At 45.1% G+C, this 17727-nt stretch carries 15 protein-coding genes; all 15 read right to left on the reverse strand.

The window, feature by feature from the left end; all coding sequences use genetic code 11:
• Nucleotides 1-72 precede the first annotated feature (72 nt).
• The 15 genes from T456_RS0114810 to mraY all read right to left on the reverse strand — a co-directional run bounded on the left by T456_RS0114810 (nucleotide 73) and on the right by mraY (nucleotide 17705).
• Nucleotides 73-1131: an ABC transporter permease gene (locus T456_RS0114810; protein ID WP_024866797.1), complete on the reverse strand. Its 1059-nt coding sequence runs from the start codon at nucleotides 1129-1131 to the stop codon at nucleotides 73-75.
• Nucleotides 1132-1168: 37 nt separating this feature from the next.
• Entirely contained in the window at nucleotides 1169-2098 is a 930-nt protein-coding gene (locus tag T456_RS0114815) for an ABC transporter permease (protein ID WP_051465041.1), read from the reverse strand.
• Nucleotides 2099-2888: 790 nt separating this feature from the next.
• Entirely contained in the window at nucleotides 2889-5498 is a 2610-nt protein-coding gene (locus tag T456_RS0114820) for a YfhO family protein (RefSeq protein WP_024866799.1), read from the reverse strand.
• 92 nt (nucleotides 5499-5590) lie between these two features.
• Nucleotides 5591-6004 carry a hypothetical protein gene (locus T456_RS0114825; RefSeq protein ID WP_024866800.1) on the reverse strand — a complete coding sequence of 138 codons (414 nt, stop codon included), beginning with the start codon at nucleotides 6002-6004 and terminating at the stop codon, nucleotides 5591-5593.
• A 167-nt stretch (nucleotides 6005-6171) separates the two neighbouring features.
• On the reverse strand, nucleotides 6172-6921 hold the full coding sequence (locus T456_RS0114830) for an ABC transporter ATP-binding protein (RefSeq protein ID WP_024866801.1): 750 nt from the start codon (nucleotides 6919-6921) through the stop codon (nucleotides 6172-6174).
• Nucleotides 6918-7733: an ABC transporter ATP-binding protein gene (locus tag T456_RS0114835; RefSeq protein ID WP_024866802.1), complete on the reverse strand. Its 816-nt coding sequence runs from the start codon at nucleotides 7731-7733 to the stop codon at nucleotides 6918-6920. Before T456_RS0114835 ends, T456_RS0114830 begins: the two co-directional genes overlap by 4 nt.
• Complete coding sequence (locus T456_RS0114840; protein WP_197026905.1) at nucleotides 7724-8542, reverse strand: ABC transporter permease; 819 nt, start codon at nucleotides 8540-8542, stop codon at nucleotides 7724-7726. Before T456_RS0114840 ends, T456_RS0114835 begins: the two co-directional genes overlap by 10 nt.
• Nucleotides 8543-9484 (reverse strand): ABC transporter permease, encoded by a 942-nt coding sequence (locus T456_RS0114845; RefSeq protein ID WP_024866804.1) that lies wholly within the window; start codon nucleotides 9482-9484, stop codon nucleotides 8543-8545.
• Between the two features lie 43 nt (nucleotides 9485-9527).
• Nucleotides 9528-11117: an ABC transporter substrate-binding protein gene (locus T456_RS0114850; RefSeq protein ID WP_024866805.1), complete on the reverse strand. Its 1590-nt coding sequence runs from the start codon at nucleotides 11115-11117 to the stop codon at nucleotides 9528-9530.
• A 177-nt stretch (nucleotides 11118-11294) separates the two neighbouring features.
• A complete protein-coding gene (gene nrdR / locus T456_RS0114855; protein WP_024866806.1) occupies nucleotides 11295-11807 on the reverse strand; it encodes a transcriptional regulator NrdR in 513 nt (170 codons plus the stop codon).
• 172 nt (nucleotides 11808-11979) lie between these two features.
• On the reverse strand, nucleotides 11980-13227 hold the full coding sequence (gene ftsZ / locus T456_RS0114860) for a cell division protein FtsZ (RefSeq protein WP_024866807.1): 1248 nt from the start codon (nucleotides 13225-13227) through the stop codon (nucleotides 11980-11982).
• 109 nt (nucleotides 13228-13336) lie between these two features.
• Nucleotides 13337-14188 carry a cell division protein FtsQ/DivIB gene (locus T456_RS0114865; RefSeq protein ID WP_024866808.1) on the reverse strand — a complete coding sequence of 284 codons (852 nt, stop codon included), beginning with the start codon at nucleotides 14186-14188 and terminating at the stop codon, nucleotides 13337-13339.
• A gap of 6 nt (nucleotides 14189-14194) precedes the next feature.
• Nucleotides 14195-15331, reverse strand: a complete 1137-nt coding sequence (locus tag T456_RS0114870) for an FtsW/RodA/SpoVE family cell cycle protein (RefSeq protein WP_024866809.1) — start codon at nucleotides 15329-15331, stop codon at nucleotides 14195-14197.
• The gene (gene murD, locus T456_RS0114875) at nucleotides 15321-16694 is read right to left on the reverse strand and encodes a UDP-N-acetylmuramoyl-L-alanine--D-glutamate ligase (protein ID WP_024866810.1); all 1374 of its coding nucleotides are present in this window, start codon (nucleotides 16692-16694) and stop codon (nucleotides 15321-15323) included. Before murD ends, T456_RS0114870 begins: the two co-directional genes overlap by 11 nt.
• Before the next feature lie 42 nt (nucleotides 16695-16736).
• On the reverse strand, nucleotides 16737-17705 hold the full coding sequence (mraY, locus tag T456_RS0114880; RefSeq protein ID WP_024866811.1) for a phospho-N-acetylmuramoyl-pentapeptide-transferase: 969 nt from the start codon (nucleotides 17703-17705) through the stop codon (nucleotides 16737-16739).
• Nucleotides 17706-17727 lie beyond the last annotated feature (22 nt).

Genomic DNA, 17727 nt, shown 5'->3' on the forward strand with positions numbered 1-17727 from the left:
CCGGCGCGGTTGCCGCAGGCAACTGTTTCCATTCGCGCGAGTGTGCATTTCTTACTTAAGAAATGAAGTTTCTTAAGTATCAAGCTTAGGATCAAATGCATCCCTGAGTCCGTCACCGAAAAGGTTCAGTGAAAGAACTATCAAAGAGATAACAATTGCCGGAATGATCAGTCTGTATGGATAAGATGAAATTCCGTTGAGCGCATCAGAAGCAAGGGAGCCAAGTGATGGCATGGGGGCATTTACACCAAGTCCAAGGAATGAAAGATAACTCTCGGTGAAGATCGCGCTGGGGATCTGAAGTGCTGTAGAAATAATGATGACCGAGAAGCAGTTGGGAATAAGGTGCTTTAAAATGATCCATTTTCCCTTGGCGCCTGCAGCCTCAGCAGCAAGTACATACTCCTGCTCACGAAGAGACAATATCTGACCTCTTATAAGTCTGGCCATTGATACCCAGTACAAAACTCCGAAAACTATGAACAAACTTATGATATTGGAGCCTATCTTGGCCAGGACCGTCCCGTCCAGGGCTCCTTCCATAACCACCTTCAGCACTGATGATAAAAGAATTACCATAAGCATGTCAGGCAGTGAATAGATGATATCTACTATTCGCATTATCACCAGATCAACAGCGCCTCCGGCATAACCTGCAACGGAACCGATGGTCATACCGATGATAAGTACGATAAGGCTGGCAAAGAAACCTACTGCCAGTGAAATACGTGTTCCGTAAACCACACGGATGAAATAGTCACGACCCTGAGAATCGGTTCCGAAGATGTGAGGAACAACTGATTCTCCTGCTGCTATTCTCTTAAGCTCGGATTTGCCGTACTCAAAGGGGCGAAGATCCTTGAAGCTGTTATCTACGGGCTTACCGGGTGTCATTCCCAGCATGCTGTCGTAGGAATAGGGCCAGAACATAGGAATGAAGATAGCTGCCAGAGCTATGATCACAATGATAAAGAAGCAAACCGTCGCCACCTTGTTCTTAAGAAGTCTCTTTACGGAGTCCTTGAAGAATGTAGATGAAGGACGCATCTGCACCATATATTCTTTTTCTTCGTCGGTTGCAGGAATGAAATCATCCATATTAACCTGTGCGCTTAACTTGCTGATATCCATTTTTTAAACTCTCCCAATCTGTATTTTTTAAAGGAAGTTATTCCAGTGTGATTCTCGGATCAACTACCTTATACATAATGTCACCGATAAGGTTCATGATAACGATCAGTGTTGCAAGAACGATTGTGGTTCCCATAATAAGAGGATAATCACGACCTGTGATACTGTTTACGAATGCTCGTCCTATTCCGGGAACAGCAAAGATCTGCTCAACAACCAGTGAACCGGTAACGATACCTGCAAGCATCGGTCCAAAATATGTGATTACAGGAATAAGTGAATTCTTAAGTGCATGTCCGAAAATGATCTTCACTCCGGAAACACCCTTTGCCTTGGCTGTCCTGATGTAATCCTGTCCAAGGACCTCAAGCATTGAAGATCTTGTAAGCCTTGTGATATAAGCCATAGGATAAAGAGACAGCGTCAGAACCGGAAGAACAAGTCCGTTCTTGGATGCTCCGTTTGCGGGGAACCACTTCAGATTGATGGCAAAGGCAATCAGCAAAAGAGATCCCATAATAAACGAAGGCATTGATACAAAGGCCGTTGTTATGATCATGATAATTCTGTCGATAAGTCTGTTTCTGCGAAGAGCTGCTGCAGAACCAAGAATAACTCCGCTGACAAGAGCTATAAGAGCAGCAATGAGACCAAGTTTAGCCGAGGTCTTCATGCCGTCAAAGATGATCGCATTAACTGTTCTTCCCTTCTGCTTGAGAGAAGGGCCAAAATCAAACTTCGTAACAACATCTCCAAGATATGTCAGATACTGAACGCCAAGGGGCTTGTCCAGTCCGTACTTGGCCTCCATGGCAGCCATAACAGATTCGCTGACGGCCTTCTCACCAATGAAGGGACCGCCGGGAACTGCATGCATTACGAAGAATGTTACAGTAATAACCACCCAGATCGTAACGATTGCCAGAAAAATTCTCTTAACAATGTACATCAAAGTCTTAGTATTCATACGTTTCTCCAACCCGTTTCTAAATAATTCAGGCGCTATGGATTATCATCCCCGCAAAGCGTTGAAACTTCAACGTGCTAAAGCAATAAATTATAAAAAAGAAATGCAATCACATACTTGCCCGTACGTCATTGCACCGAAGATGATCTTCCTATAGCACACGTTTCGTTGAATGAAACGTGCAAGCCTTCGTTTAGTGTACGTTCGATATTACATTATGTCAAGTATATCAGGTTAAAATCGCTCCAATTGATTAATATTCATCAAGATTATCACGACTAAAAGACACTTGTCTTTCCCTCACGTACATTTTACCAAAAATGTGCGCGTGTATACAAGCATAATCTTTGAAAATTATCAGTTTTTTATCAATAAAAATTGATATATTTTAAATATTACGAAAATTTTACAAGAAAACACAAAATATAACATATTCTTTCACAATATGGACACAATTGAGTGATAAACTAAACTCAAGTTAGTGATGAACGTGCATTGAAGATCCGTCACACTCGCGGATCCGCCGTCTTCACTTTCCCCCCTCATAAGAAAATTGCAGGCACTCACGTCCCCCCGTGGGTGCTTTTGCATTAATACTTTCTTAATAATAGATTATATATAATTTAGAGTTCTGACATAGTTTGTCTAAATTTAACGGATAATATAATCTCATCAGAAGAACATAACTTCTGAACCCCCAACAATACTTTTTTTCATACACGGGTTGTCTGGTTCCCCACTAGGCAACCCCTCCTCCCAAAAAAACACCACCTCTTGCGAGGTGGTTTTCTTATGCCTGTTTACCGGTTTTTTCAGCTCTTTTTTTCAAAATCTCAGGTATTATCAGGGATGCCGTAAGGATAACTCCCAGGATTGACACTACATATCCCGCAGTTTGTCCGGGCGAAGCAAAAGCCATGGTCACAATGTGGCTTTCTCCCTCTTCTTCTATCGGGATGTACATAAAACAGTCGTATACGGCAATCGGCTCTGTTTCTTTTCCGTCCACCTTTACTTTCCATCCGGATTCATAGGGTATCGTGGTAAAAATGCCGTTGCACTCCCCTGTTTCTATGAACAGCCTTGAAGAAGACTTCTTGGTGATCACGCTGTTCTTTTCCCTTAGCTCATCAAAAGCGGCATTTAGCGTATCCGTATTCTCTGTGACAAACTTCGCTTCTCCCAGGTAATCGCTCTTCTTTTCTCCTTCGACCCTGACAAGGATGTGATCCCCGGCGCTTCTGTATCCAAGGTTTAAGATTTTGACACAGGAGGCGTTTCCGTAGGTTGTCAGAAACTCCCCGTCCACGTAGACTGAAAGCCCTTCTGCGGCGCCTATAAGGCCATCCAGGTACATATAGAGCTCACCGTCCCGGGCCGGAGTTATCGCATGGTCTATGTAATACTTGTTGTTGTCGCTCTTTATGATGTCGCTGCTTTGGACCTTAGCCGGTTCAAATACCGATGTCTCTTTTCCCAGAATTCTTGAAAGAACCTCCTCCTGAAGACTGAAGGCGTCCATCTTCGGAACATGGATAAGATCCGCATCAGGTTCGTTGTTGTCCGGGTCGATGATCTTTGAAAGGTCAAAGTCTGTTGTCTCTACAGCCACAGAAAGGGGCCTGGGATTCTCATAAGCAGAAACCGCAGCATCATATATCTTCTCATAGTCACTGTGTGCATTTACAGAGTTGTCGTCTATCACATATCTGATTCCGAGAAGCATATCCGCAAGTGCCGTATTGTCGTGGCCGTAAGCGGTGTACAGCCCGTCGTCGTTAAAACCGAGCCTCTGCAGGAAGTAGCGCACATAGATCATCCCGGCCGAGCTGTAGTGGGTCACACCGTTGTAATTGTACTGGAGCGCGTCATTCTGCTGTCTGGGGTCCAGGTTCTCCATTCGGTAAAAAGAGCTGTCTTTTCCCTTTATGTAGTTAACTGCGGCAAGGTTGTTCCTGACCGCCTCGGAGAAAAACGACGCCGTTTCCGCATTGGCGGACTGGAAATGGTAGGTGTATCTGGCATTGAGCACCAGATCCCCCATATTCACCACAAAAAGCCCCGCTAGCATTACCGCGGTGAGCTTTCTTAAGTCTTTTGCTTCAAAACGGATAAGGAGGCACAGCATCAGCGAATATACGCCTGCCAGGGCGAAATTCAGAATTATGGTTTCCTTCGGGGCGTGATCATATCCTTTTCTTGCCACCAGCATCAGCAGGATGCTCATCATAGCAAAAATGCCAATGATCCTGCGGTAATACAGACTGTCCCTTATTCCAACAAGAGCTCTGGCGCTGCAGACAACAACCATGAAAGTCCACAGAAACGCCTGTCTGTAGGGATGACCCGAAGGCTCCATGCCGGCATGCCACACAAGATTCAGGATATCAAAGCAAAAAGAAACCAACAGCACGAAAAACAGAGCAAGCATCCCCAGCCTCTCCCGAAGGGGGATCTTTCTGTCCAGAAAATAAAGCACAAGCAGAAAAATAAGCAGCACGCCGCAGAATATCTGAGGATAGCCGGACCTGGCTTCCAGGGCGTCATAAGCACAGCTTATGGCCTTGGAGAAGAGATCGACAGGATCAAGATTCTTGCCGGTGAGTCTAAGCCCAAGCTGAGCTATGTCTTTGGGGCTGTTCATCAGTTCCAGGGCTGTTGGAAGCAGCAGCATGCCGTCTATCAGAATACCGGCGACTGTAGCTGCAAATACGCGAAACATCTGCAGAAATTTGCGGTCATCATCTCGAACAATTACCCTCACAACCGTCCACATAGCCAGGAACAGAAGCACCTGATAAGTAATGTAATAGTTGAAAAGAAGCATCAATGAGAGGACGATGATATAAGGAGCCTTCCTGTTTTTATCCAGGATATGCTCCAGAGCCCATACCGCAAGAGGAAGCATTATCACAACATCCATCCACATCATGTTCATGCTGTGGGCAAAGAGATATCCCGAAAAAGCCCATGATACCGAGCACAGAAGAATCCCGTCGCCGTTTACAAATCGCTGGAGAAACATTTCCATGACAAAGGCTGCCACCATAAGCTTGAGGCAGATTATCACACTGATACCCACAGGCACTGCAGTCTGAGGGAAGAGATTCAAAAGTACAAGGAAAGGACTGGAAAGATAATAGGCAAAAAAACCTACGATGCCGGAGCCCAGGGTTGTTGAAAAAGAGTATACCCCGTTATTTTCTCCGCTCATGATGGTCCTTAAGTAGGCATAATAGTCAACATACTGCCTTTTCAGATCCCCCATAAGGAAGGTATTATCTCCAAAGGGCGTGATCCTGCAGAAAACAGAAAGTACGACAAATAATGCCATGACAAGAGCCGAGGCGAAAAGAGCCTGAATTATATTAAATTTATGTTCCCCTAAACTTTTTTCCATAGAGATTATTCTAGCACAAATAAATAAATTAGCATAAAAAAACCACCTCGTTAAAGGTGGTTAAAGTCTTGCTGTTAATGATAATCATGCGATCAGAGCTTGATGACCATTCCGTCCTCGGTGCCTGCAATGATATTGCTGTTCTTTCCTGTCATGTCCTTACCTACGAAGTACTGATACTCATGAAGGATCTGGTCTTTCTGCATTCCTGAAATAGCCTGTCTCATATCTCTTGAAGCAAGTCCCATATCTCCGTAGAGATCAAGGGATGAGCTGTCGAACTGTCCGAAAGAAATAGCAACATTCTCAATTGAGGCATTCTCTCTGGCAGGAACCTCGACTGTAAGGTCAAGGGACTGCTTAGAGCTCTTATTCTCTTCCTGATTCTGCTGTGCCTTGGGCTCAGTCTGGGGAGCCGCAGGATTCACATGTAAATTATCTTTAACAGAGGGAATATTATATGCATTATATCCGCCGCCGAAGCCGCCTATTACGTTGTAAGCCATAATATTGTCCTCCTTTCTTAAATACTCATATCACTTCACATATGATATCGGCACACTCTTTCAAATACTTTATATCATCTGGGGCGCCAAAACACAATCTATTGTGTTAAATAAAAATAAAAACACAATAAACCAATCATTAAAAAATGTATCGCAACCCCTCTGTTTTAGCGGATTCCGGCCGCCTCAAGCAGCTGACGGGTATATGAATGCTGAGGATCCCGGTAGATATCACGGGTCTTTCCGTACTCCACCACTCTTCCTTCCTTCATGATCATCACATGATCACTGATCTTGTATACCACACGAAGGTCATGGGAAATAAAGATAATGGAGATACCAAGCTTCTTGTGAAGATTCTCCAAAAGCTCAAGGATCTGGGCCTGGATGGTAACATCCAGAGCAGATACCGGCTCATCGGCAATAAGCACCTTAGGGGATCTCATAAGAGCCATCCCTATACAGATGCGCTGACGCTGTCCTCCGGAAAGCTGAGCGGGATAGCGGTCAAGCATGGACAAAGGCATCTCGATATCTTCCATGATCTGCCTGACTCTTTCGTCCATCTCCTCCTCTGTCCACTTGCGCCGGGAGTCAACCCTTAAGGGTTCCTTCAAAAGCCAGTCTATCTTCTTGGCGGGATTTAATGAGCTGTAAGGATCCTGGAAAACCATCTGGGGCCGGTCATACTTCTGCCAGATATTACCGGTGTAGTCCTTGTTGATGCCCACAATGGTCCTGGCAAGGGTTGATTTGCCGCAGCCGGACTCACCGGCGATGGCCAGAACTTCCCCCTCTTCAAGGTTCATGGATACGTCGAAAAGAGCCTGTATTTTTTTGTCGCCTGAAAAGAGCTTTCTCTTGCGGTTCTTGTAGAACACGTTGAGATTGCTGATCTTAATTACATCTTCACTCATGCCATATCTCCGTCGCCATTAAGGTCTATCTTGGGAATGGCGGCAATAAGTTTCTTGGTATAGGTGTGTCTGGGCCTTGTAAACACATCTGTGGTCTTTCCCGATTCCACAATATTGCCCTTTTGCATTACGATGACCCTCTGGCACAGCTGATTCACCAGACTTAAGTCATGAGAAATAAAAATAATGGAAGTTCCTTTTTCCCTGTTGATCTTTTTCAGAAGGTCCACTATCTGAGCCTGCACTGTAACATCCAGAGCCGTGGTGGGCTCATCTGCAATAAGGATCTTGGGCTCGCCTATCATGGCTGCTGCGATCATGACCCTCTGGCGCATTCCTCCGGAAAGTTCGTGGGGATACATGTTGTAGACATCCGCCGCATTTTCCAGGCCTACGTCCTTTAACATCTTTATGGCCTTCATTTTTCTGATCTTTTTATCTATATCGGGGTGATGGATCCTAAGAGACTCCTCCACCTGCCATCCGATTCTTTTCACGGGATTAAGGCTTGTCATGGGTTCCTGGAAGATAATGGAAATCTCATCTCCCTGATAGGACCTCAAGGTCTTTCTGTCACAGGTAAGAAGGTCGTGCTTGTCAAACATGATCCTTCCGCTCTTGGTAAGAGTCTTTCTGTTCAAAAGACCTGCTATCGCAAGCGCACTCATACTCTTGCCTGAACCTGATTCTCCCACGATTCCGACAATTTCGCCTTTCCCAAGCATCAGGTCAAAGTCATGGACCGCCACCTCAGGGGTCTCATGATCATGAAACTCTATATGAAGATCAGTCACATCCAGTATTATTTCCATCTGCTGATCCCCTCTCCTAAGAATGAAAAGCCAAGTACCATCAGTACAATGACAATACCGGGGCACAGAACATAGCTCGGGTTCGTGAACATGTATTGCTGTGCGTCTGAAAGCATCTTACCAAGGCTGGCATAGGGAGGCTGAGAGCCGACGCCAAGGTAGCTAAGACCCGCTTCTGCCAGAACTGCATTATTAAAGCCTATAAGTATGGCTGAAGCCATAACGCCCTTTATATTGGGCAGAATATGCACAAAGATCATCCTCAGGTCAGAAACACCCTGAAGTCTTGCATTTGCTACATAGTCCATGTTTTTGCACCTGAGCACCTCGCCCCTTACAATCCTGGCAAAGCTTGGCACAAAGGCGATTCCCAAAGATACCAGAAGCTGAACCCATCCGGTGCCGAAAACGCTGACGATTACCAGTGCAAGAAGGATACTTGGGAAGGCAAAAAGGGCATCTATTATCCTCATCACCACTTCATCCATCATCCCTCCGAAATACCCTGTGACGGCTCCGATGACTGTTCCTGCCGTAGCTCCGATAAATACAGTACCCATAGCTATAAGAAGGGTGATCCTGCTTCCGTACATAACGCGGCTTAGAACATCCCTTCCCATGTTGTCGGTGCCCATGGGGTGACTTAAGGATATCCCCTTGAGCTTCTGGGATGCATTCATGGCAGTGGGCTCATAGGGAGTCCAGAATACCCCAACAATGGTCAGCAAAAGAACCAGCCCTGTGATCACAAGGCCGGCCACCAGATATGGGTTATCTTTTATATTTCTTTTGATAACGTATTTTGCCATTTACTCTATTCCAATCCTGGGGTCTACTATCCTGTAGATAACATCCACCAAAAAGTTCACAACAATAACTATCACCGCGATGCCCATGATAATGGCCTCTACCACGGGATAATCTCTGTTGCTTATGCTGGTCAGAAGAATCCTCGATATTCCGGGGATACTGAAAACCTGCTCTATTACGATACTTCCGGCAACCATATCCGCCAGGGCCATGCCAAGGAAAGTGATAACCGGTATCATTGCGTTTTTAAGAACATGCCTGTAAAGCACGCCGTTGGTGTTGTTGCCGCGGCTGTAGGCTGTTCTTGTATAATCCTTGGCAGCCTCATCGATAAGGCTTCCTCTAAGCATCTTTACTGTCATGGAGATCTTGGGAAGCGCCACTGCCAGTGACGGGAAAAAGAGATATCTTACAAATCTTCCCATGTCCTCCGTATATGAAACAAAGCCTCCGGGGGTAAATATCCGCAAAATGAGTCCGAACACAAAGGTTATGAGGATTCCGGAAAAGAAAGGCGGAATCGCCATAACGATCTGGTTGGAGACGTTGATGATCCTGTCCAGAATACCGTTCTCATACTTGGCGGTAACAATTCCCAGAGGAATAGATATCAAAACCGTGATGACAAAAGCCATAAGACCCATTGTCAGTGTAATGGGGATTTTATTCGCAACAAGTCCCGCAACGGGAACGCTGTAGCTGTAGGAAGTCCCGAAATCTCCCTGAACAAAAGCGATAAACCATCTGAAATATCTTACAAGGAACGGATCGTTAAGCCCCATCTGCTCACGGGTCTGGGCAATCAGTTCCGGAGATGCCTCAAGTCCAAGCATCCTCACCGCCGGATCTCCCGGCAAAACGTTAAATGCGAGGAATACGCATAATGAAACCACTACCAAAGTCACGATCATACTAACAAACTTTTTAAGTGTATATTTCATATGCATAAACCTCGCATGATAAGTTGATATAAAGGTGTTTCTATCAGTTTGCAGGCTTTATGCTTGCAATATCCTGAACATAAAGCGGGAAGAACTTATATCCCGTAAACTTCTTGTTGAGAACTACAAACTCAGGAAGGTCCTGAATATATACGCTTGCTGCCTCCTGGGAAAGGATGGTCTCGCACTCTTTGTAGTACTCGGTCTTTGTGGCGTCATCGTTGGATGACTGAGCGTTTGCATAAGCTGCATCATAGGCATCACTCTTGAAGTTCACAAAGTTCTTGCCTGAATCGGATACATATCTTGAAAGCAGAGCTGATGCGGAAAGTGTTGAAGCATCAATACCTACTACAGTTGCCTCAAACTTTCTGTCTGTGTAAACATCACTTACCCATGAGTTCCACTCGATCTCCTGGATCTTGGCGTTAACGCCGATGGCCTTAAGTTCCTCTGCAATAACCTGTGCTGTGTCCACATGCTGGCCATAGTTGGAAGCTACGGTGATGGTGAACTCAAAGCCGTCAGGATATCCTGCCTCGGCCAAAAGAGCTTTCGCTTTGTCAACGTCTGTGTTGTATGTGTCATTGAGCTCAGGCATGAAGTACTTTGTGAAAGCAGGGAACATGGCACTTCCAACCTCTGTGCCTGCTCCGTCTGATACAAAGTCCATGATTTCCTGAGGATTAACAGCATAGCAAAGAGCCTGACGTACTCTTACATCGTCAAAGGGCTTTACATCGTTGTTAAGGTAAAGAGCCTGAACAAGGTTCATTGTTCCCTCGTATACCTCAAACTTGTCTGAAAGCTGTGCTGCCTGTGTGCTGGTAACACGAGCCATCATATCGATTGAGCCGCCTTCAAGGTCCATAACGATGGCATCCATGTTGGACTCGATCTTAAATACAACGTCCTTGATGTAAGCAGGCTGTCCCCAGTAATCATCAAATCTTGTAACGATGAAGTTCTCCTGAGGTGAGCTGGAAACATACTTGTAAGGGCCTGTTCCTATGGGAGTTGTCTCCGGATGCTCGTTGGATGCGGGAATAATAGCAACAGTAAGCTGTGTAAGGAAGTCAGAATCTGCCTCCTTAAGTACTATTTCCACATTCTTGTCGTCAATAATATTTACGCTGTCAATTTTGGAATAAGCTTTGATGAGTGGCTCGCCGCCATCTACGCCCATGTTGCGCTCAAGAGAATATTTAATATCCTCTACTGTAACCGGACTGCCATCATGGAACTTGATTCCATCCCTCAAAGTGAAGGAATAAACTGTACTGTCATCTGAGATAGTGTAATCACTGGCTACAGCGGGGTTAAGATTACCGTTTTCATCTGCCTTAACAAGGCCTTCGAAGATGTTGTAGAATACCTCTCTGGTTCCTGCCCCTGTTGCGTTGTGGGGGTCAAGTCCGTCGATATCCTGAGGTATACCAACGATAAGCTTGGAAAGATTATCCGTCTCCTGTGTAGCGTCTGCGGTCTGTGTCTCGGTCACTGCTTCAGTGCCGGTCTCTGTTGCCTCACTCACATTAGCGGAATCCCCTGCCTTGTCGCTTGAGCATCCGCTCAATGCAATAGTCAGCGTTGTTAACACGACCATCAGAAGCGAAGTTCCTTTCTTTTTCATAAAACTCCTCTTAATCATGTTAAAATCTTCCTCCTATATTAAATTGTTTGACTGCCGAGAAGAATCGGCAAAGTATCATGACACGATTGTGTCACAAGAGAAATATAAGGCTTTGTTAATAGAAAGTCAAGAAATAACCCGGGTCAAAAAAGTCTGACCCGGGTTGAAAAATCGAGGTTATTGATTCTTAAGTAGAGGGGTATTTTTGTCTGTAGTATCGGTAATTGTGCCCTCTGCCTCTTTTTTGAGCACTGTCTTAAGCTCATCCATAAACGTATTTACATCTTTAAATTCTCTGTAAACAGATGCAAATCTTACATATGCAACAGGATCCAGGTTCTTCATCTTGTCCATTACAATCTCGCCGATGGCACGGGAAGGAATCTCCTTCTGTTCCATATTGAAGACTTCTGTCTCTACAGCATCAACTATCTTGGTTATCTGCTCGGCACTGACAGGCCTCTTGTGGCAGGCCCTGAATACACCGGCTTCAATCTTGGCACGGTCATAGGGCTCACGAACATCGCCCTTCTTTATAACGATCAGCGGTATTGTCTCAACCTTCTCATAGGTGGTAAAGCGCTTTCCGCAGGAGTCGCAAACTCTTCTCCTTCTGATGGAAGTATTCTCGTCAGCAGGCCTGGAATCGATTACTCTGGTGTCGTCTTTACCGCAAAAAGGGCATTTCATAGCTTATCCTCCGAATTATATGATGATATGTCCACAACATACTGTATAAACAAAATACCACTCCACAAATAATTGTATCATTGTTTTTCGTATTTTTCTATACAATATTGGATTAAAATCCAACAAAATAGCCCTCTGCGTTTAATGCAGAGGGCCTTGAAAATCAAAATTATTATTTTCTCTGTAAGAAATCAGGGATCTTGAGGGATCTGGGCTCTACGGAAGAAGTAACCGTAGGTCTTGATATTCCGCCAAGAGGCCTTGTAGCTGATGATGTAGCGGGCTGATCAGCTGCAGGAGTTCCAAGTGGCATGATCTTGGGCTCAACTGCCTGTGCAGTGGCTGCTGCGTTAGGTGTAACCACCTGCTGAACAGGAGTAACATTTGCAGTAGTTGCAGTTGCTGTTGCAGCTGCGGGAGCAGATGCAGGTGCTGCTGCAGCGGCAGGCTTGGACTGAGGTGCCGCATTAGCTCTATCATCAATACCTGTAGCAATAACAGTGATAGTACAGGAATCTGTCTTGTTCTCATCATACATAGCGCCGAAGATGATGTTCACATCATTACCGGCCAGCTGACGAACATACTCGGATGCATCTGATGCATCTGTAAGGGTTATATCACCGGAGATGTTAATGATAACATTGGAAGCCCCGTTGATCTTGGTCTCAAGAAGAGGACTCTCAACAGCCATCTTAACAGCGTCTGTAGCCTTGTCATCGCCCTTGCCGCTTCCGATACCGATATGAGCGATGCCTCTGTCCTTCATAACTGTCTGAACATCAGCAAAGTCAAGATTGATAACCGCAGGTACATTGATAAGGTCTGTGATTCCCTGAACTGCCTGCTGAAGTACTTCATCAGCTTTCTTGAGGGCATCGGGCATAGTTGTACGTCTGTCAACTATCTGGAGAAGCTTATCATTCGGGATAACAATAAGCGTATCAACATTAGCCTTGATATTCTGGATTCCAAGCATAGCGTTCTGCATACGAACTCTGGCTTCAAAACTGAAAGGTTTTGTAACAACACCTACAGTAAGGATACCCATCTCTTTGGCCAGTTTGGCAACAATGGGAGCTGCACCGGTTCCGGTTCCGCCACCCATACCACAGGTAACGAAAACCATATCTGCTCCCTTAAGGGCTGCAGATATCTCTTCCGCACTCTCTTCAGCTGCTTTCTGTCCGATCTCAGGCTTGGCACCGGCTCCCAGTCCCTTTGTAAGCTTCTCACCGATCTGTAAGAGCTTGGGCGCTTTGCAGAGCTGAAGTGCCTGTTTATCAGTATTTATACCGATGAATTCAACACCGGTAATATTTTCATCAACCATTCTATTTACAGCATTATTACCTGCACCACCGACCCCGACTACGATGATTTTGCATGCAGATTCAGCATCGTTCTTGATTTCCAGCAAAACTACTCCTCCTTCACATACCTCATAAACTCCTTTACCTATGATACGATTTTTTTGTTTAATTATCAACACGTTTTTTTTATAAAATTTTCATCAGTTTGCTGACAATTCAGTGACTTTTTTCCTCAAACGTGACGTTTTTCGTATCAATGTCAAAGTCCTTCATTTCAAGGATTCCGCTCTTTCCTTCCAGGTTCGGAAGGATGTATCGGAGCTGTATGATTTTTTCGTCAATGTAGTCCTCCGTACCCAGTGAAACCTCTATATCACCGAAGTACAGATACACATTGTAATCACTGTCAAAAAATATCTTGTCTGCGTCAAGCTCGTATTTATCCATCAGCTGAGTGATATCCAGGATCTCTTCAAACACATTCTCGTTGTCTATGGGGAGCTTCTCATGCATGATGATGTAGTCAAAGCTAAGTCCCATTACCTCGGGAACATTGTCCGAAGCCTCCAGCGAGCTCTCAACCACTATTCCTTCCCTGTCAAAGTACATATATCTCCCGAGATAGGACAGATATCCGGCTATGGCTTTCTCATAGACGTTGATCCTGACGGTATCAGGTGAGAGGATGTCCACATCCATCTTCTCGATAAAGGGGATATTATCAATACTCTTATCCCTGTACCTGAAGGACAGATATAGCGAGTTCCGGCTCAGCTTGTCCGACAGCACCATATCAACGATCTCTTTATCCTCATAATGGGTATTGCCGGTAACATAAATATTCTTGATCTCATACTTGTCACTTATGCGGACAAGGACAACAGCCGCAGCGATCAAAATAATGATCAGGGTTCCGAATATGATATACAGGCTCTTATGCAGGAAAACAGATCTTCCAAACCCTCTTAAGGGATGAAAATCCTGCAGCCTCTCTCTTATCCCGGGCCTATACTCCGAGTATTCTCTTTTTCTTAATCTTTTTCTGGTTCTTTTTCTATGCTTTGCCATGTCCGATCATTCCCTGCCGATATTTCTGGCCACATTCAGGGCAATGCCCACTTCCGCCAGCTGGATCACCACCGCCGATCCTCCGTAACTGATGAAAGGAAGGGTGATTCCGGTATTTGGAATTGTGTTGGTTACCACGGCAATATTCAGGATGACCTGAATGGCGATATGTCCCATAACGCCTATTACCAGAAGCGCTCCAAAAAGATCCGGGGAATTATTGGCTATTATGAGAAGTCTCCAGATCAGCAGCAGGAACATGAGCATAACGGCTATTGCACCGAAAAGTCCCAGCTCCTCACAGATGATGGAGAAGATCATATCGTTCTGGGCTTCGGGAATGAATCCCATCTTCTGCATACTTTCTCCCAGGCCTTTTCCGAAAACTCCGCCGGAGCCTATGGCATACAGCGCCTGAAGGGTCTGGAATCCCTTGCCGCTGGCATGGGCCTTGGGGTCAAGCCAGGCAAGAACACGCTCAAAACGATAGTTCATACCGCTGGTCTGCTCGGAATTGGCTATAATGGCAACCAAAGCTGCGGCAAATCCCAGCACAGCCACAGCAAATATAATATATCTCTTATAACCCGGGGTTGATACAAACAACATAAGGATGGCAATTCCCATGATGATAACCGCGGAACTTAAGTTTCTTGTCAGAATATACACCATTCCTGCCAGGATCATGGGGAATCCCAGTGTCATCCCAAAGCCCCTCAGGGTCATAAGATTCTTTCTAACCTTGATGATCATGGTGGCGGTAAAGATAATGGTGGCCACCTTGGCTGCCTCCGCAGGCTGAATGGATACGCCCATGAAGATAAGCCATCTTTTGGCTCCGTTAATGGTCTTTCCGAAGGGAACGATCAAAATAAGGAGTATCGCCGAGATAATATAGATAGGTAGTGCCAGTCTTTCAAGAAACCTGTAGGGGAAATATGACATCAAAATCATTCCCACCAATCCTGCCAGTGTCATAACAAGCTGATGCTTGAAATAATAGGCTGAATCGCCGAAATCAAGGTTTGCCTCATAGGAGCTGGTGGAATAAAGCATTATCAGCCCGAATGCCAGCAAAAACAGAATGATGAATATCAAACTGTAATCGATATAAGATTCCCTCTTAAACAGTTTACTTTTCAAGTTTGTTTACGTACTCCTTAAATCTCTTTCCCCTAATCTCATAATTAGGGAACATATCCCAGCTTGCACATGCCGGAGAAAGAAGCACCGCCTCTCCCTCTTTTGCTGTTTCACTGCAGAATTCCAAAGCTTCTTCAAAGCTGTCTTTGAACACGTAGTCGGTAAAGCCGTGCTTTTTGGCGCACTCTGCTATCTTTTCCCTAGTCTGTCCTATGAGAACAAGAAGCTTTACCTTGCCGCCGAAGTTTTCAATCCATTCATCGTACTCACTGCCCTTGTCATACCCGCCGCCGATAAGGATCGTGGGCTTGCTCATGGCCTTAATACCCTGAATGGCCGCATCGGGGTTCGTGCCCTTGGAATCGTTGTAATAATCAACGCCCTTTTTTGTGGCAACAAACTCAATTCTGTGCTCAACTGCTTTGAAATCACGTATAACACTTATTATTGTTGACAGCGGAACGCCCATAGCCATGGACATTGCAATGGCTGCCATAACATTTTCAACGTTGCAGAGTCCCACCAGGTTCATGTCATGGATATTCATTATAGGCATTGGAGTGCCATGGTTGCCCATGACGATTTCCTCTCCCTCAAGGTAGAATCCGTCCTCAAGCTTCTCCTGAGTCGAGAAATATACCACTCTTGCAGGGCATCTTGAACCGAAATCTCTTGTATAACTGTTGTCATAATTAAGGACACAGGTGTCCTCTTTTGTTTCATTACAGGTGATATTTTCCTTCATGGAAGCATAGCACTCCATGGTGTGATGCCTGTTGAGATGATCCGGAGTGATGTTCAGGATTGCCGATACGTTTGCATGGAAATTTTCAACTGCCTCCAGCTGGAATGAGCTGATCTCTCCGACAGTTACCGTCTCATCAGTCATATCGGGAGCACTCTCGGCAAAAGAGACACCGATATTCCCCACAACATATACCGAAGAAAAGTGGGCTTTCATGATCTCTCCCACCAGAGTTGTAGTGGTTGTCTTGCCGTTGGTACCGGTGATGGCCACCATTCTTCCCTTCGAGAAATTATAGGCCAGCTCTATCTCGCTCCAGATGGGGATATTTCTTTCTTTGATACGCAGAATCGTAGGTGAATCCAAAGGCACAGCAGGACTTGGTACCGTAAGAAATATCTCGTCAAGAACAGCATCGGGAAGTTCTCCCACGATAATGGCTGTGGACTGTCTGTCCTCCTCATGAAGCTTTTTTCTGATATCTTCCTCGGTGACCTTCGTGTTCTCCTCAAGCATAACGGGAATAGCTCCCACTCTGTTAAGAAGCTGTACAGATCCTACTCCTGACAGTCCCGATCCGATAACAAGTACTCTTTTTCCTTTAAGATCTCTCTTCATATCCTTGTACCTTCTTTAAATTATCAGATGATATTTTATGTATTACAGCATAGCCAGATATCCCACCAGCGCCAGAAGCACCGTAACTGTGGTAAATACATTGACAACTCTCGTCTCTGACCAGCCGCCTTTTTCAAAATGATGATGAATGGGAGCCATTCTGAAGATTCTTTTACCATGTGTTATTTTAAAATATGAAACCTGCATGATAACGGAAATGACTTCCAAAGCATAGATAAATCCAACAATAGCGATGAAGATGGGCATCTGCATAACATATGCTATTCCGGTAACAAATCCGCCGATAGCAAGAGATCCTGTATCACCCATCATTACTTTGCCGGGATAAACGTTGTAAACCAGGTATCCCAGAAGCGCTCCCGCCATAGCCGCAGACATAACCTGTGCTCCGCTTGCGCCGTAGTGAATGCCTGCTATTGCAAAGAATGCAGCAACAACAGCTGTTACCGATGCACAAAGTCCGTCTACTCCATCGGTGAAGTTGGTGCCGTTAGCAGTGCCAAGGGCAATAAAGAACAGGATCGGTATATTCCAGAATCCGAAATCAAGCATGATATCCGTAAAGGGTACTCTCATTGCCAGTGATATGTCGGTAAAATTCTCAACATATAATGCAAATATGACCGTTACCACAAACTGGGCCAGGATCTTCTGCCATGCTCTAAGTCCAAGATTGTGTTTTCTTACTACCTTTATATAGTCATCCAAGAATCCGATGATTCCGAATCCAATGGTCAGAAGAAGCACCGGAATGACTTCCTTGTGGGATGCCCCATAGAAAATTCCTATTACCACAAAAGGAATAAGGAAGATAAATCCGCCCATTGTGGGTGTTCCGGTCTTTTTCTGGTGGGACTCAAGCCCCTCTTCTCTCTCGGTCTGTCTTGCCTTGAGCTTTCTAAGCATCTCAATGACCTTGGGGCCAATAATAACAGCTATAAAAAACGAAACCAAAACCGGGATAAGGATCCTAAAAAGATATTCATTCATTGTTTTAAACTCTCCATCTTAA

It is taken from the genome of Butyrivibrio sp. FCS014 (assembly GCF_000526935.1).
Taxonomy (GTDB): Bacteria; Bacillota; Clostridia; order Lachnospirales; family Lachnospiraceae; genus Butyrivibrio.